Annotated in this window: 14 protein-coding genes; 3 read left to right on the top strand and 11 right to left on the bottom strand. The window is 75.7% G+C overall.

From position 1 onward, the window contains the following. The first annotated feature begins 36 nt into the window (after nt 1–36). The 3 genes from BM093_RS36745 (at nt 37) to BM093_RS23625 (ending at nt 2,452) form a co-directional block, all read left to right on the top strand. Nucleotides 37–219 (top strand): hypothetical protein, encoded by a 183-nt coding sequence (locus tag BM093_RS36745; protein ID WP_218162901.1) that lies wholly within the window; start codon nt 37–39, stop codon nt 217–219. Nucleotides 220–246: 27 nt separating this feature from the next. Further along, nucleotides 247–1,272 (top strand): alpha/beta hydrolase family protein, encoded by a 1,026-nt coding sequence (locus tag BM093_RS23630; RefSeq protein WP_218162900.1) that lies wholly within the window; start codon nt 247–249, stop codon nt 1,270–1,272. 166 nt (nt 1,273–1,438) lie between these two features. Beyond that, complete coding sequence (locus BM093_RS23625; RefSeq protein ID WP_245773747.1) at nt 1,439–2,452, top strand: DedA family protein; 1,014 nt, start codon at nt 1,439–1,441, stop codon at nt 2,450–2,452. A 24-nt stretch (nt 2,453–2,476) separates the two neighbouring features. Here the strand turns inward: BM093_RS23625 and recD are convergent, their stop codons facing one another. The 11 genes from recD to BM093_RS23570 form a co-directional block, all read right to left on the bottom strand. Next, on the bottom strand, nt 2,477–4,741 hold the full coding sequence (recD, locus tag BM093_RS23620; RefSeq protein ID WP_093349478.1) for an exodeoxyribonuclease V subunit alpha: 2,265 nt from the start codon (nt 4,739–4,741) through the stop codon (nt 2,477–2,479). Next, complete coding sequence (locus BM093_RS23615; RefSeq protein WP_093349475.1) at nt 4,738–8,376, bottom strand: UvrD-helicase domain-containing protein; 3,639 nt, start codon at nt 8,374–8,376, stop codon at nt 4,738–4,740. Before BM093_RS23615 ends, recD begins: the two co-directional genes overlap by 4 nt. Further along, nucleotides 8,373–11,756: an exodeoxyribonuclease V subunit gamma gene (gene recC, locus BM093_RS23610; protein ID WP_093349607.1), complete on the bottom strand. Its 3,384-nt coding sequence runs from the start codon at nt 11,754–11,756 to the stop codon at nt 8,373–8,375. Before recC ends, BM093_RS23615 begins: the two co-directional genes overlap by 4 nt. A gap of 46 nt (nt 11,757–11,802) precedes the next feature. Then, a complete protein-coding gene (locus BM093_RS23605; RefSeq protein WP_093349471.1) occupies nt 11,803–13,260 on the bottom strand; it encodes an SDR family NAD(P)-dependent oxidoreductase in 1,458 nt (485 codons plus the stop codon). Between the two features lie 16 nt (nt 13,261–13,276). Further along, the gene (locus BM093_RS23600) at nt 13,277–13,936 is read right to left on the bottom strand and encodes a biliverdin-producing heme oxygenase (protein WP_093349466.1); all 660 of its coding nucleotides are present in this window, start codon (nt 13,934–13,936) and stop codon (nt 13,277–13,279) included. A gap of 89 nt (nt 13,937–14,025) precedes the next feature. Next, entirely contained in the window at nt 14,026–14,661 is a 636-nt protein-coding gene (locus BM093_RS23595) for a TetR/AcrR family transcriptional regulator (protein ID WP_093349462.1), read from the bottom strand. Between the two features lie 64 nt (nt 14,662–14,725). Next, a complete protein-coding gene (locus BM093_RS23590) occupies nt 14,726–15,211 on the bottom strand; it encodes a peroxiredoxin (RefSeq protein ID WP_093349459.1) in 486 nt (161 codons plus the stop codon). A 322-nt stretch (nt 15,212–15,533) separates the two neighbouring features. Next, the gene (locus BM093_RS23585) at nt 15,534–16,754 is read right to left on the bottom strand and encodes a PucR family transcriptional regulator (protein ID WP_245773746.1); all 1,221 of its coding nucleotides are present in this window, start codon (nt 16,752–16,754) and stop codon (nt 15,534–15,536) included. Between the two features lie 146 nt (nt 16,755–16,900). Beyond that, nucleotides 16,901–17,353 (bottom strand): GreA/GreB family elongation factor, encoded by a 453-nt coding sequence (locus BM093_RS23580; protein ID WP_093349457.1) that lies wholly within the window; start codon nt 17,351–17,353, stop codon nt 16,901–16,903. A 209-nt stretch (nt 17,354–17,562) separates the two neighbouring features. Then, nucleotides 17,563–19,464, bottom strand: a complete 1,902-nt coding sequence (locus BM093_RS23575) for a primary-amine oxidase (RefSeq protein ID WP_093349454.1) — start codon at nt 19,462–19,464, stop codon at nt 17,563–17,565. Continuing rightward, nucleotides 19,461–20,945: an APC family permease gene (locus tag BM093_RS23570; RefSeq protein WP_093349451.1), complete on the bottom strand. Its 1,485-nt coding sequence runs from the start codon at nt 20,943–20,945 to the stop codon at nt 19,461–19,463. The genes BM093_RS23575 and BM093_RS23570 overlap by 4 nt, the downstream gene beginning before the upstream one ends. Between the last annotated feature and the right edge of the window lie 30 nt (nt 20,946–20,975).

Genomic DNA, 20,975 nt, shown 5'->3' with positions numbered 1-20,975 from the left:
ACCGGGGGTGAGCCGGGGAACGAGAGGGAGCGCAGCATGACCAGCACGACCGAATCGCGCACGGCAGCCGTCGCGCCGTTCTTCACCGACCCGGACTTCGACTTCGAGTTCCGCTGCGCGCTCGGCGACACCGCCCACGGCGTCGGCGACCCCGGGACGTGGCTGGCCACCGCCGCGTCGATCACCGACGGCGACCGGGCCTCCTGGTTCGACGCCTGAACCGCCCGCGGCGACCAGCTCGCCGCGATGGCGCCCACGTTGTCCGACCCCACCGCACTCACCTGGGCCTGGCGCGCCGCCTCCGCCGCGTACTCGCGGGCGCTCTCCGCGGTCGACGGGCTGCCGGCCGAGCGTGCCGAGGCGGTCCTGCTGCCGACGTTCCGGGCCGGCCGCCGCTGCTGGGACGCGATGATCGCCGGCTCCGGCGGGCGGCACCTGCCCATCGAGATCGCTTACGAGGACACGACCCTGCCGGGTTACCTGCTGCGGCCGGACGCGTCCGGGCGGGCACGGCCGACGCTCGTGATCACCAACGGCAGCGACGGCGCCCTGACGTCGATGTGGGCCGCCGCAGGCGCCGGGGCCCTCGAACGCGACTGGAACGCCCTCGTCTACGACGGCCCGGGCCAGCAGTCGATGCTGTTCGAGCGGGGCGTCCCGTTCCGGCCGGACTGGGAGGCCGTGCTGACGCCCGTCGTGGACATGCTGGTCGCCCGCCCGGACGTCGACGCCTCGCGGCTGACCGCGTACGGGATCAGTCAGGCCGGGTACTGGCTGCCCCGCGCGCTCGTGTTCGAGCACCGGTTCGTCGCCGCCGTCGCCGACCCGGGCGTCGTCGACGTCTCCGCCTCGTGGCTCCGGCACCTGCCCTCGCCGATGATCGAACTGCTCGACTCCGGACAGAAGGACGTCTTCAACGGGTACATGGCCGAGGTCGATGCCGACCCGGCGACGGCGCGCACGTTCGCGTTCCGGGCGAGGCCGTACGGGATCACCGACCCGTTCGACCTGTTCACCGCCGTGCGCGGGTATCAGCTGCGCGACCTCGCGGACCGCATCCGGACCCCGCTGCTGATCACCGATCCGGACGGCGAGCAGTTCTGGCCGGGCCAGTCCGCCCAGCTCGCGGAGCTGCTCACCGCCCCGCACGAGGTCGCACGCTTCACCGCCGCGGACGGCGCCGACGTGCACTGCCAGCCGCTCGCCCCGGGCCTGACCCAGGCCCGGATGTTCTCCTGGCTGGACGATCAGGCCTCGTTCCTCGGCCCGTGAGTGGTTATCGCGGTCCTGACCGCGATAACCACTCACGAGCAGACTCCTCCCCGGGGACGAGCCCGTGCCGGCCGTCGAGTCGTCCGCGCCGACGACGTGCCCGAGCCGTCCGCCGCCTAACCTCGGTGTCGTGGCGGAACGACCGGGCCGCCGCGGAGGGGGACCGATGGACGGCGACGACACGACCGGACGGGACGCCCGTGGCGATCATCCGCCGACCGGCGGGGGCCGGAGGACAGCGGAAGCGCGCGACGGGGAGCGGCGCCACGACCGCGGCGACGGTGCCGCGGGTGCCGGGGACGCGGGGGGCGCGACCGGCACCGACCACGCGGCGGGCGGGACCCGCCCCGACGACCGAGACGGCACGGGCGGCGCGGACCACGCGGGCGACGCCGGCGACCGTGACGGCGCCGCGCCGGACAGCACCGTCGCCGGTGCGGCCACCCGGCGGCGCAGCCGCTGGTCACGCCGGGAGTACAGCCCGGAGGAGATCGAGGCGGCCAAGCAGGCCTGGCGTGACGTCGTGCCGTGGGACACCCCGATGAGCCGCGGCGACAAGATCCTCGTCTTCTCCACGGCCGGGGTCATGGCGGTCATGCTGCTGTCGCTGCCGCTGCGCCCGTTCCTGCTGGCCTCGCACCCGGTCGCGTTGAGCTTCGTCACCGGCAGCCTCTCCGCGATCGGCGCCGGTGCGGCGTTCGCCCGGATCGGCGAGGTCGACCTCTGGCTCGTGATCGTCGCCGGGGTGTTCGGGATGGTCAAGTTCGACTGGCTGTTCTGGCTGGCCGGACGGCGCTGGGGGCCGAAGGTCGTGACGTTCTTCGCACCGGGGGACGGTGCGCAGCGCTTCGTGGCGGCCGTCCGGGGCTGGCCGGCGTGGGCGATGCCGCTGGTCGTCATCGGGGCCGCGCTACCCGGGGTGCCCGCTGTCGCGGTGTTCGCGCTGGCCGGGCTCGGCCGGATGCGCCTGGTCACCTTCCTGCTGTTCGACGCCATCGGCGCGGCCCTGATGACCGGGCTGGTCGCCGGGCTCGGCTACGGGCTGGGGCAGTACGCGGTCGACGTGGTCCTGGCCGTCGACAAGTACGCGCTCTACCTCAGCCTGGTACTGATCGTGTTCGTCGCCTACCGGTCGGGCCGCAGGCAGAGCCGCGATCAGGCCGCGCGCAGCGGTACCTGACCGCCGGCCCGGGCCGGGGACGGGTCAACCGGCCCCGGCCAGCCGCTCCTTGAGCCCGCTGGCCCGCCCGGCCGGTCGCGCGATCGCGGCCCGGACGGCCTCCTCGGTGCCGATGATCCGGACGTGGCCGCGTGCGCGGGTGACCGCGGTGTAGAGCAGCTCGCGGGTCATCAACGGTGACTCGGCGGGCGGCAGCACGACGGTGATCCGGTTGAACTGGCTGCCCTGGCTGCGGTGCACGGTCATCGCGTAGACAGTGCCGACACCGCCGAGCCGGGCCGGCTCGAACTCGGCGGGCTTCCCGTCCCGCAGGAACACCGCCCGCCGTCCCTGCGGGGTCCGGACGACGACGCCGGTGTCGCCGTTGAACAGCCCCAGGTCGTAGTCGTTGGTGGTGACCAGCAGCGGGCGTCCCGGGTACCAGGGGCCCTCGGCGTCGTAGCCGGGGCGCTCCGCCTCGAGCCACCGCTCGATCTCGGCGGTCCAGCGGGCGACACCGTAGGGGCCGCGTCGGTGCCCGCACAGCACCCGGTGCTCGTCGAGGACGCGCAGCGCCTGGTCCACGTCGCCGTTCTCGGCGGCGCCGATCAGGTCGGTGGCGGCCCCGACGACCTGGCTCCGGAACGTGCCGAGCCGGTCCGGGCCGATCTCGGCCGGGTCGGCTGCGACGAACGTGAGCTCGCCGGACCCGCCGGTCAGCAGTTCCATGGCGGCGTCGCCGTCGTCGTGCTGCACCGCGGCGGCGAACTCGGCGATGGCACCGCCGAAGCGCCAGTTGCGTTCCAGCCGCACGACCCCGTTGCGGATCGGGATCGGGTCGCCCGGTGTGCCGGGGCCGGCCGGCTCCGGCGGTGGGTCCTCGGAATCCGGTGGGCGGGGCCGCTCGGCACGGAACGCGCCGCACCGCTGCAGCGCGTCCTGCAGCGCGGGCTCCGGACGGCCGCCCGCCGCGGCGAGATCGCCGAGCACGGCACCGGCCTCCACCGAGGCCAGCTGCTCGGGGTCGCCGACCAGCACCAGCCGGGCGTCCGGGCGGACGGCCTCGAGCAGTCGCGCCATCATCGTCAGCGACACCATCGACGTCTCGTCGACGACCACGACGTCGTGCGGCAGCCGGTTGCCGCGGTGGTGGCGGAAGCGCCCGGAGGCGCCGCGGGAGCCGAGCAGCCGGTGCAGCGTGGACGCCGTGGTCCCCTCGATCGCGGCGCGGTCCTCGGGCGGGAGGTGGCCGACGGCGTCGGCCACGGACTGGGTGAGCCGGGCGGCGGCCTTGCCGGTGGGCGCGGCGAGTGCCACCCGGAGCCCGGGCCGGCCGGCATCGGCCCCGCTGCGGTGCAGGTCGTGCAGCACGGCGAGGAGGCGGGCGACGGTGGTCGTCTTGCCGGTGCCGGGCCCGCCGGCGATCACCGTGACCGGGCGCAGGGCCGCCACGGCCGCGGCGAGCCGCTGCCGTTCGGCCCCCGGCCGGTCCAGCAGGCGGTCGAGTGCCGCGCACAGCCGTTGCGGGTCGACCTCGGTCACCGGGCCGGAGCGGGCGGTGAACTCGCGGCGCACCAGCTCCTCCTCCTGCCAGTACCGCTCCAGGTAGAGCAGGTTGCCCAGCAGCCGCAGCGGCCGGTCGGCGGCGGCCTCGGCGCCGTCGGCGACCAGGGGGCTGGCCGCGCAGGCGGCACGCCAGCCGGCCGGCTCCGGCCAGGGCAGGCCGGAGACGTCGACCGCGACCTCGCCCTCGCCCGCGGTCGTCGTCGCCACCGTGTCGAGGTCGACGCAGACCGATCCGTTGCGGATCGCGCGCACGGCCAGGGCGGCGGCGAGCACGACCTCCTCGGGTTCGGCGGTCGGGGTCTCGGCGGCTCGGGTCTCGGTGGAGCGGGTCTCGGCGGAGCGGGGGCCGGCCACGCCCACCGGGTCGCCCCGCCCGCCGAGGCGGGCCAGCCGGCGCGCGACGTGCAGGTCGCCCGGGGCGAGGACGTCGGCCTCGTTGAACACCGCCGCGAGCCCGGTGGCGGTCCGGGCGGCCCGCGGACCGTAGGGGTCGCGCTCCGGCACCGCCTCCGGTGGTGGCCGGTGACCGGGCCGGCCCTCGCCGGCACCACCCGCGGTGCCCGCGCCCGCGCCGATGGTGCCAGGGCCGTCGGTCGTGGTGTCGGTGGGCGCGGAGCCAGTGGGCGTGGAGTCAGTGGGCGCGGTGTCGTCGGTCGCGGCGCCGGTCGTCACGCCGGTGGTCGCGGTGCCACTGGTCGCGGCCGCGCCGGCTCCGGTGCCGGTGGTCGCCGGGGAGCCGGTCATGCGCTGCCTCCGTCCAGGAGATCGGACAGGTCCTCCACCAGGGCCGCCGGCGGCTGCCAGGCGAAGACCCCGCAGGGTGCGGCGATCGGCCCGTCCCCGGTGACCGGGGTGTCCGGGCCGCACATGCCGCGCAGGAACAGGTAGCCGACCCCGCCCAGGTGGACCGCCGGGTCGTAGCCGGGCAGCCGCCACCGCAGGTAGCGGTGCAGCGCGACCGCGTACAGCAGCGCCTGCAGCGGGTAGTGCGCGTCGGCCATGGCCTCGGCCAGCCGCGGCGCCGTGTAGTGCGCCGCGGTGAGCGGCTCCCGGCCCGCCGCCCCGGCCGGGCCGAGCCAGTTCGTCTTGTAGTCCACGACCAGGAACCGGTCGTCGACCCGCAGCACCGAGTCGATGCTGCCGGTCAGGTAGCCGCGCAGCGGCTGGCCGGCCAGGTCGGGGGAGTCGAGCCGGTCGGCGTAGCCGTGCAGGACGTCCCCGGGACCCAGGTGCCGGCGCACCGCCGCGGCGAGCCCGGCCAGCGTGAGCCGCCCCGACGGACTGTCGCCGCCGCACAGCGGCAGCTCGAAGTCCAGTTCGGACAACCGGTCGGCGGGGGCGACGTCGGCGAGCGCGCGCCCGCCGGCGAGTGGACCGAGCGGGGTGCGCAGGACCGGGACGAGCGCGTCCGCGAGCTGTTCGGGGTCGACGTCGGCGGGCTGGCGGCGCAGCTCGTCGCCGACGTGGCGGACCAGCTCGGCGCGCAGCGCGGCGTCGCCCTGCGCGGCGACGGTCGTGTCGAGGTGCTCGAGGACGGCGTGCACCAGGGTGCCGAACCCGGCGCCCATCGGCAGGTCGGCCATCGGGGACGCGACCGTCGCCGGGTCGACCGCGGACACCCCGGGGTGAACGGCACCGGCCGATCCGGACGGCGCGGCTCCCGACGGCGCGGCCCCGGACGACCCGGCCTCTGACGCCGCGGTCCCGTACGGTCCGGCCTCGGACGACCCGGCCCCGGACGGTGCGGCCTCGGGCGGCGCGGAACCGGACGGCACCGAACCGGGCGACACGGGTCCGGAGGGCGGACCGGCCCCACCGGGTGCCGCGGCCTGCGGCTCGTCGCGGACCCCCTCGACCTCCGGCTCGGTGAGGACCCCCGGCGGGGCTGCCGGCTCCCCGTCCGACCCGTCGTCGGCGTCGGTGTGCGAGCGGTGCGCGGCGTGCGCCGCGGCGGTCAGCGCCGTGTAGGACGTCCGCCGCCACGCCGTGTCGAGGGTGCGCCGGAACTCGGCCACCGCGGGCTGCCCGCCGTCGGGCTCGACCTCCCGGAAGACCGGATCCCGGTCGTGCAGGGTCTCCACGACCACACCGCTGCCGGAGAGCCGCTCCCGCAGGTGGCGCACCGCGTCGGCGTCACCGGGGACCTTGGCCGCGGCCTCCGGCTCGCAGCCCCCGCGGTGGTGGCCGAACAGCATCCGGTGCAGTGACGACGACGCGGTCGTCGTCGCGGGCACCCACCACGCGACGACCTGGCTGCAGGCGCGGGTCAGCGCCACGTACAGCAGCCGCAGGTCCTCACCGGCCTCCTCGGCCTGGTGCAGCGCCGTGCGGCGGGCGCGGTCGGGCCCGCTGGGCCCGCCGACGTCGAGCAGCCGGCGCGGCCGCCCGTCCGCCGCGTCGTGGTAGAGCAGCGGGTCCGGGGTGTCGTTGACCCAGCGGTCCCAGGCGAACGGCAGGTAGACCACCGGGAACTCGAGGCCCTTCGACCGGTGCACGGTGACGATCTGCACCGCGTCCGCATCGGACTCCAGGCGCCGGCTCCGTTCGGCCGAGGTGTCCCGCGCGGCCTCCCCGATCCGGTGCCGCAGCCACTCGGTGAGCGCGGTCGGGCCGAGGTGGCGTTCCAGTGCGGCGGAGTGCAGCACCTGCCCGATGTGGCGCAGGTCGGTGAGGTCCCGCTCGCCGTCGGGGCGGCCCAGCAGGCGCTGCGCCGGGGAATAGCGGGCGAACACCGCCTCCTGCAGCGCGGCGACCCCGCGGTCGGCGAGCACCTGGTGCCAGGCGCGCAGGTCCGCGCCCAGCTGGTCGACCAGCCGGTCGGCGTCGGGCCCGCACAGGTCGGCGACCGTGTACCCGACGAACCGGGTGAGCGCCGCCGTCCGCAGCCGCAGCGACCGCTGCGGCTGCTCGACGGCCTCCAGCAGGGTCAGCCAGTCCTGGGCGACCGGGGTGGTGAACACGCTGGTGGAGCCGGTCAGTACCGCGGGCACCCCCGCGTCGGCGCAGGCGTCGCGGACGAGCTGGCCCTGGGCGTTGGTCCGGACCAGCACCGCCACCTGACCGGGCCGCAGCTCCCGGCCCGCGTAGCGGGCCGACCCGTCGAGGAGCCGGGACAGGTCGAGCGCGACGTCGCGGGCCACGACCTGCCGCGCGCCCGGTGCCCGCCCGAGCCCGCGGCCGGTGAGGTCGAGGCGGTCGCGGTCGACGGTGCGCAGCCGCAGCGGGGCGTCCTGCGCCGCGACGAGGCGGCGGCCGTGGTGCGCCGCGGCGACCCGGTGCACCACGATGCCGTCGTCGCCGAGTGCGGCCTCGCCGAACACCGCGTCGAGCGACTCCAGCAGCGCGGCGTCGCTGCGCCGGTTGGTGTCCAGGGTCCGGCGCTGCGTCGCGGCCTCCGCGGCACGCAGGTAGCTGTGCACGTCGGCCCCGCGGAACGCGTAGATCGCCTGCTTCGGGTCGCCGATGAGCACCAGCGTCGTCCTCGGCGCCTCGTGGAAGGCGTGCGAGAGGATCTCCCACTGCAGCGGGTCGGTGTCCTGGAACTCGTCGACGAGCACCACGGAGTACCGCGAGCGCAGCCGCTCCCGGGCCGCCGGCCCGCGCACCGGGTCGCGCAGCGCCGCCGCCAGGCGCGAGAGCATGTCGTCGTAGCTGTAGATCCGCAGCCGGCGCTTGCGGGCGTCCACCTCGCGCCGGACGGCGGTGGCGAACCCGTACCGGGTGGCGGCGACCGAGTCCGGGTCGGCGTCGCGCGGCTCGAGCTCGGCCTGCGGGTCGCCGACCGCGCGCCGGGCCAGCGCCAGCGCCTCGGTCCGGGTGAACGCGGGCCGGCCCGCCTTCGGGCTCGCGTACTTGCGGACGTAGAAGTCGTCGACGACCTCGGTGACCACGTCGTCGACGTGCTCGACGAACTCGGCGTCCGGGTCGTTGTCCCCCGCCACGCCGAGCCCGGCCAGCATCTGGCTGCAGAACTGGTGGGTGGTGGCGATGGTGGCCGCGTCGAACGACGCCGCGGCGTCGGCCAGCCGCGCCCGGCGCTGCTCGATCTCGGCCGGGTCGCCGTCGGCGAGCAGGGCCACCACCGGGTCGGACCCGGGCGACGGGGCCGGGCCGCCCGCGAGTACCGCGGCGAGCGCACGTTCGGTGCCGACCAGCCGTTCGCGCACCCGCTCGCGCAGCTCCTGGGTGGCGTCCCGGCCGAAGGTCACCAGCATCAGCCGGTCCAGCCCGGCGACCCCCTCGGCCACGTACCGGGTGGCCAGCGCGGCGATCGTGTAGGTCTTGCCGGTCCCGGCGCTCGCCTCCAGCACGACCGTGCCGGACGGCAGCGGGCCGTCCACGGTGAACGTGGGGGCGGAGAGGACCGCGGTCGTGCTCACGGTGCGTCCTGCCTCTCGTGGTCGAGCAGCGGAGCCCACAGCCGTACGGCGAGCGACCCGAACCGGGTCGGCTCGGGCCCCGGGGGATGCCCGCCGGGCGGGCCCACCGGCAGCGGGGCGCGCGCCCCGCGGACGAAGACGTGCGCGGCGTCGTCGCGCTCGAACTTCGACCACTCGGCGTCGGCGGCGGACAAGGCGTTCGCCGGCACCACCCCGCGGGCGCGGTTGCGGGCGTAGACCGCGGCCGCGTCGGTGGGCAGCGGCAGCGCTTCGCACAGCCCCTCCCGCCGCAGCTCCACCAGGTCGGTGAGCACCGCCCGCGCCCGCGCCGGGTCGACCGGCCCCAGCGTGGAGCGGGCCGCGCCACCGCTGCCCCGCCCGATCGTCACCGCCGTCCACGGCCGGTCCGGGTGCGCGACGGTCAGCGCCAGCACCTGCACCCAGGCCCGCAGCCGGTGCTTGGCCTTGAGCCGCGAGTACTCCACCCGCACGACCACGTCACCGTGCAGGCCGGGCACCGTCCCGGCGACCGTGACCTCCCCGCTGCCCGCGCTCCCGGCGACCCCGGTCAGCGGGGCCACCAGGTCCTGCGAGCCGGCGTCCCCGGTCCGGACCGACGCGGCCAGCGCGACCAGCGGTTCCACCCGGCCGCCGACCTCGGTCAGGATGCGGCCCCCGATCCCGCCCGGTGGCAGGTCGCCGCGCAGGGTCTCGGCGCGTGCCACGGCCTGCGGCGGGGCACCGGCGAGCCGGTCGGCGAGCAGCCGGTCGCCGATCTTCCAGGACGCCAGCCCGTCGAGCTCGACCGGCAGCGCGTCGTCGGGCTCGTCGTTCTCCCCGGGGGCCAGCACCCGGACCCGCTGGCGCAGGAACGCGCGGACCGGGTGCTCGACGAAACCGATCAGATCGTCCAGCTCCACGGTGCCGGCGTCGATCTCCGAGGCGGGCAGCGGCGCGGACGGGAACAGCGGCTCCTCCCGGAGCGGGCCGCGCACCGCCTCGGCGCCGCGCAGGGCGGCCCGGTCGAAGCTGAACGGACCCTCGGCCAGCAGCGTGCCCGGCAGGAAGTTGTCCCGGTGGTGCGGCTGCAGCGGGTGCCGGGCCCGCAGCGCGACCGAGGCCCGGTCACCGGAGCCGGTGCGCACGCAGGCGTCGATCGCGTCGCACAGCTCGCCGATCGGTACCGCCGGCGGCCGCTCGGCCCCCGTCCGCTCGTCGGCCCCGGAGCTGACGACGACCAGGTGCTCGGTCGCCGAGCAGATCGCGTCCAGCAGCAGCTGGCGGTCCTCGCCGCGGGGGTCGCGCTCGCCGACCACGGGGTCGCGGGCGAGGACGTCGTCACCGTCGGCGGCGCCGGCCCGGGGGAAGACACCGTCGTCGCAGCCGAGCAGGCACACCACGCGGTGCGGGACCGCGCGCATCGGCACCAGCGTCGCGACGGTGAGGGTGCCGGTGCGGAAGTTCGCCCGGCTGGGGCGCCCGCGCAACCGCTCGGCCAGCAGGCCGCGGACGTCGGGCAGGTGCAGGTCGACCGACCCGGCCTGCGGGCCGGCCGAGTGCAGCACGTCGGCCAGCTCGGCGCGGGCCTGGCCGGCCTGCCAGGCCTCGGACGGCGGGGTGTCGGTGAGCGCGGCCAGCCCCTCCTCCAGGGCCGCGATCCAGGCCGACAGCGGCTGCGGCCCGCGCAGCGCGTCGAGCACGGTGCCCAGCCGGTCGACGAACTCGGCGAGCCGCCCGACGACGTCGACGTCGGAGGAGTCCACCTCGTCCAGCGGCAGCGCCGTGCCGAGCCAGGCGGGGGCGCCGGGTGTCTCGGCCATGGCGACGCCCACCAGCAGCCGGTCCAGGCCCGCGCGCCAGGTGTTCTGCTCGATCCCCTCGAGCCGGTACGGGGCACGGTGCTCGGCGTCGAGGCCCCAGCGGATCCCGGCCGCGGTGACCAGCTCGGAGAGGCGTTCGAGCGCGTCGTCGTCGAACCGGAAGCGGCGCCGCACCGGGCCGGAGGAGACCAGGTCCAGCACCTGGGTGGCGGTGAGCCGGGACCCGGCGAGCTCCAGCAGCGTGGAGACCGTGCCGAGCAGCGGGTTCGCCTGGCGCAGCGCCCGGTCGGCCAGCCGGACCCGCAGCAGGTGCCCGGGATGCAGCTCGTCGCGCGCCGGGCCGGCCCCGTCGGGGGCCGACGGATCGGGTGCGAGCCCGAACGAGGCGGTGATCAGCGGGGCGAACACCTCGATGTCCGGGCACATGACGACGATGTCGCGCGGTTCGAGGGTCTCGTCGGCGGCGAGCAGCCCGAGCAGCGCCTCGCGCAGCACCTCGACCTGCCGGTCGGGCCCGTGGCAGGAGTGCAGCACGACGCTGCGGTCGGTCTCGTCGAGCAGCGGCCGCTGGTCGGGGGCCGGTGGACGGGCGTCGTCGCGCAGCGACTGCTGCAGCCGCCGCAGCAGGGTCGGCGGGCCGTCCGGGCCGGGCGCCGGATGGTGGGTGTCGACGACCCCGGGCCCGGCGGCGGGCAGCCGCAGCGCCAGCTCCCGGACGTCGCGGCCGAGCGAGCGCAGCAGCGGGAAGCGGACCCGGGCCGCGCTGTCGTCGCCGGAACGGGCCGGTGGCTCGACCGGCCGGGCGGCGCGCACCGCGTCCCACATCACGGGGGAGGGGTGCGGCAGCCACAGGTGCACGTCGCGGTGCACTGCCAGCGCCTCCAGCACGGCCAGGTGCTCGGCCGCGAGCCGGGTCGGCCCGAACAGCGACAGCCGTGGCGGGACCGGACCCGGGCAGGCGCCGTCGCGCAGCGCGGAGACGGCCTCGTCGAGCCGTTCGGCCGGGCCGGGAACGCCGAGCCGGGACCGCAGCCGCCGCCACAGCTCCGGCTGCCAGGCCAGGTCGTCCGGCACCGCGTCGGTGCCGTCGAGCCAGCGGCGCAGCAGCGCGGGCCGGTGCGTCGCGTAGGAGCCGAACAGCCCGGCCAGCGAGCGGGCCAGTGCGTACCGGCGGCCGTGCCCGCCCCGCTCCAGGTGCGCCGACAACCCGGAGAACCGCTCCGCACCGGAGCCCACCGCGTCGTCGATCAGCTCCAGCAGCGGCCACACCGCGCGCGCCGGGGCCCACGGATCGGACTCGGGATCGGACCCGGTGACCGTGTCGACGACCTCCCCGAGCAGCCCCGCGGGCGACGGGAACAGCACGTTGGCGCAGACGCCGCCGGAGCCGGAGCCCGCACCGAGCCGGTGCGACAGGCGCTGGGCCAGCCACCGCTCGACACCCCGCTCCGGGACCGCGACCACCTCGGGTGCGAACGGGTCCGCGGAGCCCGTCGCGAGCACGCCGGCCAGCGCGTCGACGAGGGTGTCGGCCCGTTCGGCCCGATGCAGCTCCAGCACGCTCCGCACGGTAGCGGCGACCCCCGACGAGATCGGGACGGCCCCGCTACCAGGACGACACCCGGTAGTCCTTCAGGAACACCCCGTGCAGGTCCTCGCCCGCCTCGCCCGCGACGACCGGGTGGTACACCCGGGCCGCGCCGTCGGAGAGGTCCAGCGGCGCGTGGAACCCGGCGTCGGCCAGGCGCAGCTTCGTCGGGTGCGGACGCTCGTCGGTGATCCAGCCGGTGTCGACCGAGGTCATCAGGATCCGGTCGGTCGCGAACATCTCCGCGGCGCTGGTGCGGGTGAGCATGTTCAGCGCGGCCTTCGCCATGTTGGTGTGCGGATGCCCGGGCGCCTTGTAGCCGCGGCCGAACACGCCCTCCATGGCGGACACGTTCACCACGTACTTGCGGCGCGCGCCGGACGCCGCCAGCGCCGGGCGCAACCGCGAGACCAGCACGAACGGCGCCGTCTGGTTGCACAGCTGTACCTCGAGCAGCTCGAGCGGGTCCACGTGCTCGACGTGGTCGACCCAGCTGTTGACGGCGGCGGTGTCGGGCAGCAGCCCGCCCGCGTCGACCGCGGTGCCCGCGGCGATGCGCTCCGGCGACGCCGACCGGGCCGTGGTGGCCAGCGCGGCGAGCGCGTGGCCGCCGGGCACCGGCGCCCCGCCCGGATCCAGCCGCGCCCGGGCCGGCAGTGCGGACTCGAGCAGGACCGGGTGTTCGCGGGCGGCACTGGTGAACGAGACGATCTCCGGCAGCTCACCGGGCGGGAGGGGTTCGACCTCGGCGGACTCCAGGGCCGAGTAGGAGCCGGGGGAGCGGCGCACCGTCTGGGCGGCATTGTTGATCAGGATGTCGAGCGGTCCCGCGGCGGCGACCTCGTCGGCGAGCGCGACGACCTGGGCCGGGTCGCGCAGGTCGACCCCCACCACCCGCAGCTGGTGCAGCCAGTCGGGGCTGTCGTCGAGCGCGGCGAACCGGCGGGCCGCATCGCGCGGGAACCGGGTGGTGATCGTGAGGTGGGCGCCGTCGCGCAGCAGCCGCAGCGCGATGTACATGCCGATCTTCGCGCGGCCACCGGTCAGCAGTGCGCGCCGCCCGGTCAGGTCGGCCCGGGCGGCGCGGTGGACGTGGTGCGTGGCCGCGCAGTCCGGGCAGAGCTGGTGGTAGAAGGCGTCGACGTGGGTGTAGCGGACCTTGCAGACGTAGCACCCGCGCGCCTTGTGCAGCACCCCCGCCGTCGCACCGGGAGCGGAGGAGACCAGCGGGATGCCCGCCGTCTCGTCGTCGATCCGGCCGGCCGCGCCGGTCGCCGTCGCCGCGGTGACCGCGGCGTCGGCGTCGGATTCCCGGCGGCGCTTGTCGGCCCGCCGGCGCAGCCGCACCGACTTCCAGATCCGCGCCGTCGCGCGTCGGACGGCGACCGCGTCCGGGTGCTCGGGCTCCAGCTCGTCGACCTGCGCGAGAACCCTCAGCGCGGTCGCGAGATCGTCCGGGTCGATACCGCTGGCCACACCGACAGTCTAGGAATCACGACGCGAGCGGCTGCTCCAGGCCGACCTCCTCGGCCATCTCGGCGAGGACCGCGATGTTGAACTCGAACCCGAGGACGGCCTCGGCGGCCACCCGGGAGCGGGCCTGCGCGTCCCACGGGGCGGCGTCGAGCAGCTCGCGGTAACGGGCGCGGAACCGGGGCGGGGCGCCGAGCGCGGAGAAGTCGTAGAAGCGGACGCCGTCGCCGGTCAGGCCGTAGGTGCGGGTGAGCAGCTTCGCGATCGCCTGCCCGCCGGACAGGTCGCCCAGGTAGCGGATGTAGTGGTGGGCGACGAACCGCTCGGGGTCGCTCGCGCAGGTGTGCAGCCGCTCCACGTACCGGGCGGTGGCGGGCAGGATCCGCGGGACGCCGCTGCCCAGCGCGTCCAGGTCGTCGTGCAGGGCCGGCAGCCGGCGCAGCTCGTCGATCACGAAGGGCCCGGCGACCGGGTGGTCGGCCATCGCGTCGGACGCGGCCTCGAGCGCGGTGTAGATGGCCCCGTACTGCTCGGCGAGCAGGGTGTACGCGCTCAGCGGCAGCGCGCCGTCGAGCAGCGCGGCCATGTAGGTGGACTGGTGCGCGCGCTCGTGCACCTCCCAGGTGGCCTGGCGGAGTTCGGCGGACAGCGTCCCGATCGAGCTCGTTGCGGCGGCCATCGGCCCTCCCGTGCGGCGGAGCGTCACGGCGCCGATCTGACACCGTGTCAGATCCGGATGGTAAGGCCTGAATCGCGGTAAGGCTAGCCTCAGTCCGCCCCGGTTGTCGATGTCCGCTCGTCCGGGGAGCCGCCGGCGGGGGTGACCATGCGCAGCACCGCACGCACCGCGGTCCGCACGGTGGCGTCGAGCTCGGCCGGAGCGACGTCGACGATCCGGCGGCTGGACAGCGCCGACGAGACCAGGGCCGCCAGCACCGCGGGGTCCTCGTCGACCATCGAGCCGTCCGCCGCCCCGGCCCGCAGGATCGCGACGAGCCGGTCGCCGATCGGGTCCGCGTGCGCGGCGATCCGGCGGTACGCCTGTGGGTCGAGCGCGCCCGCGAGGGCCTGGCCCGGGGGGAGGTGGAACTCGGCGAGCCGGTGCAGCTGCAGCCGGGCGAAGACGGCGAGCCGGTCCGGTGGGCAGGACGCGCCCGCCAGCGCGGCGTCGAGGTCGGCCACGTAGCGGGCGGCCTCGTCCTCGACGAAGGCGACCAGCAGGGCCTGGCGGTCCGGGAAGTGGTTGTACATCGCCGACCGGCCGACGCCGGCGGCCGCGGCGACCCCGGACAGGGTCACCGCCTCGAAGCCGCGCTGGTAGAGCTGCTCGCGCAGCGCGGTGAACACCCGCTCGCGCACCTGCTCGCGGTGCGTGGCGAGGGAGTCCCCGATGAGCTTCGGCACGCGGGCCAGTGTAGGCCCGCGTGCCGGTGTGTCAGCAGGTCCGAGCGTTCCGGACCCGCGGACCTCAGAGCTGCTGCAGGACCGTCTCGACGCTGGAGGCCTCGACGGTGGAGGGGACGTCCTCGACGCCGATCCACTGCACGACGCCGTCCTTGATGACCGCGGCGTAGCGCTTCGAGCGGATGCCGAGACCGAACTTGCTGCCGTCCATGTCCAGGCCGGCGGCCTTGGCGAAGTCGGCGCTGCCGTCGGCCAGCATCGTGACGGTGCCGTCGACGTTGCGGGCGTCGGCCCAGGCGTTCAGCACGAACGCGTCGTTCACGGACGTGCAGGCCACGGTGTCGACGCCCTTGGCCTTGAGCTCCTCGGCGCGCAGCACGAAGCCGGGCAGGTGGGTGTCCGAGCAGGCCGGGGTGAACGCCCCCGGGACGCCGAACAGCACGACGGTCCCGCTGCCCAGCACCTCGGCGGTCTGGACGGGCTTCGGGCCGTCGGGGGTCGGGGTGTTCAGTGCGATGTCGGGAATCCGGTCGCCGGCGGCGAGGGCCACGGTTCCTCCAGAGAGATCGTCGAGCTGGTTCGACCCGACCCTAGCCCCCGCCGGTGCCCGGGTCCGCCGGACGGCTGCCGCAGGGTTCGTGACCCGCCGCACGGGTCGTGCGCGCCCCGCACAGGTCCCGTCCTGTGCGGGGCCGTCGGATCCTGTGCGGCGCGGGACGTGCGGTGCCGGGCACGGGGGAGTCGGCCAGGGGCGCCGGGCGGATGGGGCGCCGGGCGGACAGGGCAGCGACGAACGGGGCAGTGACGGACAGGGCGCCGGGCGGACAGGGCGCCGACGGACGGGGCGCGGCACCGGAGCGGGCGCCGGCCGGTCAGCCGGCGTCGCCGGGCAGCTCGCGGCCGGGCCAGCCGAGCAGGCGGGCACCGAGCACCGAGGCCTGCAGGGTGAAGCGGTGCTCCGGGTCGGTCGGGTCGTGGCCGGTCAGCTCGGCGATGCGTTCGAGCCGGTAGGAGACCGCGCGGACCGACAGGTGCAGGCGGCGGGCGGTCTCGGCGACCACGCAGCCGGTCGCGAACCAGGTCTCGAGCGTCTCGAGCAGCGGTTCCGCGCCGCCGCGCGCCCGGGCGAGCGGCACGGCGACGGTCTGCACCAGGTCGGTGATCGCCGGCTGGTCTCGCAGGAGCACCCGGTAGACCAGCATCTCCTCGGCCCGCAGGACGGCGGTGCGCAGGTTGAGCCGGTCGCTCGTGGTCAGGGTCTCGCGGGCCTCCTCGTAGGAGCGGGCGATCCCGTAGGAGCCGGGGTGCGGGCGACCCACCGCGACCCGCCACGGCAGGCCCCGCCCGGAGCGGGTGAGCTCGGCGTGCAGCAGCGGTCCCAGGCCGGGGCCCTCGACACCCGGGGCGGGGGCGATGACCACGACCCGGCCGTCCTTGGTGGCGACGAGCACGTCCCGGTCGCCGACGCCCTGCACCACCGCCCGCTCCAGCGCGCCGGGTACGGCGTCGGCCCGGGCCGGTCGGCCGGCGGGCGCGGCGAGCGCGACCTGGTGCGGCTGCCCCAGGTCCATCCCGAACGGCTCGGCCCGGGCGACGAGCCCACCGGCGTCGCCGTCGCCGCGCAGCAGGTCCTCGATCAGCTCCCGGCGCAGCGTCTCCTCGTTGCGGACCATGTCGCGCCGGGCCGCGGTGTAGCCGTCGGCCACGCCCGCGACCGCGAGGTCGACAGTGCGCAGGACGGCCTCGGCGGCGGTGGCGGTACCGGCCGCGTCGGGGAAGCGGGCGGTCGCGGGCAGCTCCCGCCACAGCCGCCACGCGGCGGACAGATACAGCTGCACGGCGTTGCCCGCGGACACGCCGAGCTCCGCGGCGCGGCGGCCGTTGCGCCCGACCGCGTCCAGTTCGGACCGGTCCGGGCGCCGCCCGGTGGTCGCGGCGTCGACCAGCACCCGGAGGAAGTCACCCAGCAGCTCGGGCGGGACGCCGCCCGCACCGCGCCCGGCCTCCTCGGCCACGCGACGCAGCCACGCGTCCGGCACGGACGCGTGCTCGCGCCGTTCGCTGCGGGACTCCACCGGCACTGCCTCCTGCACTGCCCCTCCGTGCCGTGGTTCCGCGCTCGCGTCGGGGCACGACGGCCACCGCGCGATCCTCTGCCGGGGCGTCGGCACCCGCAACCGGGCGCGCGCGAGCGCCCCCGGTCCTGCCTCCCGTGGTTGCCGGGCCCCGGCAGATCAGATCATGTCGCGTACGGCACCACCCGCACCAGCGTGCAGCCGGCCTCGCCGCCGTGGGGCAGCTGGTAGGTGACGTGGTCGCCCTGACGGGAACCGAGCAGCGCGCGCCCGAGCGGGGAGTCGGGGGAGCAGGCCATGGACACCCGCGCCCGGTCCTCGTCGTGGGCGAGCAGGAAGGTCTCGACCTCGCCGTCGTCGTAGCGGACCGTCACCTCCATGCCGGGCTCGACGACGCCGTCGTCCGGCGGGGTCTCGCCGACGACCGGGTCGCTGAGCAGCTCCTGCAGCCGCCGGATGCGCTGCTCGCGGTCGCGCTGCGCCGTGGTGTCCGGCAGGTCGTCCGGCACGTCCGCGGCGCCGCTCACCGCCCGCTGCTGGAGCAGGTCGCGCAGCTCCGCGCTCAGCTCGGCGTAGCGGCTCTCGGTCAGCCAGATCCTGTTGGTGTCCACGGTCACGGCGCACTCCTCGTACGTCAACTTTCTGGTACGAGGCCTGCCAACGAGGCTCGTACGGAATCCCTGACACGAGACCTACCACGGGACGCGGCAGAATCCATGTCGGTTGCCGGGACCCGGCAACGTGCGGGGTCCGGACGTTGCCCGCTCCGGGGCGTGCATCCCCCGCCCGGGTGCGGGCGCGGCCCGGGCGGGGGAGGCGGTCGGGATCAGTGGCAGTGCTTCGCCGTCGTCGGCGGCACGTCGAGCGCCGGGTTCCGGTCGAAGAACCCGGCCGGCTTCAGCGTGAAACCCGTGTAATCGACCGGCATGACCGGCCAGTCCTCCGGACGCGGGAAGTGCGTCAGCCCGAACGTGTGCCACAGCACGACGTCCTCGCCGTCGATGTCGCGGTCGGCCGCCACGTAGGACGGCAGCCCGGCCCCGCCCGGGTTCTGGTTGACGAAGTCGCCCGCCGAGTAGCGCTCGGCCGGGTCGTAGCGGGTCACCCACAACGCCTTCGACGCGAACGTCGCCCGCGCGTGGATCGACGACGCCTCGTCGGCGAGCAGGGTCGGCTGCCCCAGCGGGTGCAGCACGTACCCGACCGGTTGCCCGAGCGCGTTGCGCTTCTCGGGGTTGACCACGTGCCAGACCCGCCCGGTGCCCGGCGCGGCGTCGCGCTGCGCCTCGGACTCGCGGGTCAGCCGGGTCGAGCGGCGGGCGAAGGCGTTGCCGTAGGGGTTGGCCTCGCCCATCGGGACGCGCGCCGCCTCCACCTCCTCGACGGCGTTGGTCAGGCCGTCGACGGTCATGTCCAGCCGCGCCGAGAACAGGTGCTGGTGGTACGGCGCGCCGAGGCCGGGCGCGATCTCGGTGGCGTACTCGCCCGGCGTGCCGGAGGTGAACACGATGCCGGTCGCCTTGCACTCCAGCTCGATCGTGCCGTCGAGGTAGAGGTACCAGTAGAAGCCGTAGTCGTAGTTGCCGATCGGGGTGAAGAACGAGATCACCAGCCGGCGCTGGCGGCGCACCTCGCGGGACCCGGTGAAGATGTCGGAGTGCTTCCAGAGGACGCCGTAGTCCTCCTCGTGCATGCAGATCGCGTTGCCGATGGTCTTCGGGTTGCCGAAGTCGTCGGCGATGGTGGCGTCCACGTAGTGGATGTCGCCCAGGCAGTCGCAACCCAGCTGCAGCGAGTCGGCGTAGCGGGCGAACATGTACTCGCCGCAGTCGAAGTAGTTCTGCCAGAAGCGCACCGGCGCCGGATCGGCGTAGGGCACCACCATCTCGGCGACCGAGGCCCGGTAGCAGACGGGCCGCTCGTCGAAGGCGATCTGGTGCAGCGTCAGGCCCTCGCGCTCGTTGAACCCGATCCGCAGGTCCCACTTGCCCCAGCGGACGCGACCGTCGGTCACGGTGAACGAGCGCCCCTCGGGCTGGGTGATCTCGATCGGCTTCAGCGAGGTCATGTGCTCGCCCTGCACGGACGGGTCGTCGAAGTTGCCACCGGCCTGCGGCACGTCGACGACGCCGGAGTCGACCACCCGGTCGACGCTGCGGGCGGTGAGGTCGATGTAGGCGACCAGCCCGTCGATCGGGTGCGCCCACGGGTGGTCGGCCTCGAAGTCCTGCCGGAACCCGAACGCGCGGGCGATCCGGCGACCCTTCTCCTCCGGGTAGTCGTAGACCCCGGCCGAGAGCGGGACCGCCCGCACCGACGCCGGCTCGATCCCGCGCTTCTCCAGCGCGGCCAGCCAGTCGGGAGAGCCGTTGAGCACGTCCTCGATGAACTCGAACTCCGAGTCGATGATCGGCGGCTGGCCGTCGTGCTCGGGCTCCAGCTCCCGGCAGGACACCAGCTCGCGCGCGGTCGCGGACACGACGGTGTCCCAGGACCGGCCGGACGACAGGTCCAGCAGGACGGCCCGGAAGCGGCGCTCGGGCTCCCCGCCGTCGAACGCCAGGACGTCGGCCTTGGCGGGTTCCTCCGGCGCGAAGAAGGCGTACCGGACGTGCTCGCCGAGCATCCCGGCCGCGGCGAGTACCTCCCGGACCGCGGTGACCTCGGCCTCGGTGGTCATGGTCAGCGGGTGCCCGGCGTGGGTGCGGGGCTCCTGGACGGCGGTCATCGATCCTCCGTGGTGTCGACGGTGTGTCGGGTTGAGACCTGGACGGGAACGGGGTGCGGCACGCGCCGGGACCACAGGGCACCCCCGGCGAACGCGACGACGAGGACGGCGCCGATCGCGGTCGCCAGCGCGGGCGAGCCGCCGATCAAGGTCGGGAAGTTCGCGACGGTCAGCGCGAGGCAGGTCAGCAGCCCGGCCAGGCCGAGTGCCGGGGCGAGCCGGGTGTGCCAGAGCCTGCGGTCGGCGCGGGACCGGGCGAAGAACACGAGCACGGCCAGGCAGGTCAGCGCCATCAGGGTCAGTACGCCGAGGGTCGCGGTGCCGGCCATCCAGGCGAACACCTGGGTCACCGGGTCCATCCCGGTCACGGCGAAGACCACGATCAGCAGCAGCGCCGTCCCCGACTGGGCGAGCGACGCCGCGTGCGGCGAGGCGTGCCGGGGGTGGCTGCGGCCGAACGCCCCGGGCATCGTCCCGGCGTTGCCGAGCGCGAACAGGTAGCGCGCCAGCACGTTGTGGAACGACAGGAGCGCGGCGAACAGGCTGGTCACCAGCAGGACCTGGGCCACGTCCCCGCCGACGGGGCCGAGCACGGCGGTGATCGTCGAGACGATCATGTTGCCGGGGTCCTCGCCGGCCCGTGCGACGGCGTCGGCGTCGCCCCAGGCGGAGACCACCGCCCACGCCGAGACCGTGTAGAACGCGCCGATCAGCACCAGTGCGAGGTAGGTGGCGCGCGGGACGGTGCGCTCGGGGTCGCGGGCCTCGTCGCGGAACACCGCGGTCGCCTCGAACCCGATGAACGACGCGATCGCGAACATGATCGCGATGCCGAGCGAGCCGGAGAGGATCTCCGAGGGCACCAGCAGCGCCGTGGACCGGCCGGGGCCGAGCCCGCCGGTGACGGCGACGACGGCGTCGAACACCAGCACGATCGCGACCTCGGCGACCAGCAGGACGCCCAGCACCTTGCCGGACAGCTCGATGTGCCGGAAGCCGAGCACCCCGGCGACGACCAGTGCCGCGGCCGCGTAGAGGTACCAGGGCACGGCGGGCCCGCCGTAGTGCTGGACGACGGCGTCGAGGGTGGCGCCGAGGTAGCCGTACACCGCGGCCTGCACCGCGGTGTAGGTGACGAGCGCGAGGAACGCCGACCCGAGCCCGGGCGCGGCGCCGAGCCCGCGGGCGATGTAGGAGTAGAACGCCCCGGCCTCGGGGACGTGCCGGGACATCGCGCAGAACCCGACCGCGAACAGCAGCAGCACCACCGCGCAGAGTGCGAACGTGGCCGGGAAGGCGGCCCCGTTGCCCGCCGAGAGACCGAGCGGGACGGTGCCGGCGACCACGGTCAGCGGCGCCGCGGCGGCCACCACCATGAACACGATCGAGCCTGCGCCGAGCGAGCCCCGCAGCCGGTGCCCGGGAGCCCGGGCGGAACCGGTCGGGGCGGGGACCTGCGGGTCGGACGGTGGTGCGCTCATCGGCGCCTCCTCCGGCGAGTGGCGGTGTGG

The sequence above is a fragment of the Pseudonocardia ammonioxydans genome (assembly GCF_900115005.1).
Classification (GTDB): Bacteria; Actinomycetota; Actinomycetes; order Mycobacteriales; family Pseudonocardiaceae; genus Pseudonocardia; species Pseudonocardia ammonioxydans.
Note: the sequence above shows the minus strand (reverse complement) of the source record. Positions and strands in the feature narration are given on the sequence as shown.

Excerpts from the sequence above, each read along its gene's own strand:
- BM093_RS36745 (WP_218162901.1), top strand. The coding sequence starts at position 37 with ATGACCAGCACGACCGAATCGCGCACGGCAGCCGTCGCGCCGTTCTTC.
- recD (WP_093349478.1), bottom strand. The coding sequence starts at position 4,741 with ATGACCGGCTCCCCGGCGACCACCGGCACCGGAGCCGGCGCGGCCGCG.
- BM093_RS23625 (WP_245773747.1), top strand. The coding sequence starts at position 1,439 with ATGGACGGCGACGACACGACCGGACGGGACGCCCGTGGCGATCATCCG.
- BM093_RS23600 (WP_093349466.1), bottom strand. The coding sequence starts at position 13,936 with ATGGCCGCCGCAACGAGCTCGATCGGGACGCTGTCCGCCGAACTCCGC.
- BM093_RS23630 (WP_218162900.1), top strand. The coding sequence starts at position 247 with ATGGCGCCCACGTTGTCCGACCCCACCGCACTCACCTGGGCCTGGCGC.
- BM093_RS23575 (WP_093349454.1), bottom strand. The coding sequence starts at position 19,464 with ATGACCGCCGTCCAGGAGCCCCGCACCCACGCCGGGCACCCGCTGACC.
- BM093_RS23570 (WP_093349451.1), bottom strand. The coding sequence starts at position 20,945 with ATGAGCGCACCACCGTCCGACCCGCAGGTCCCCGCCCCGACCGGTTCC.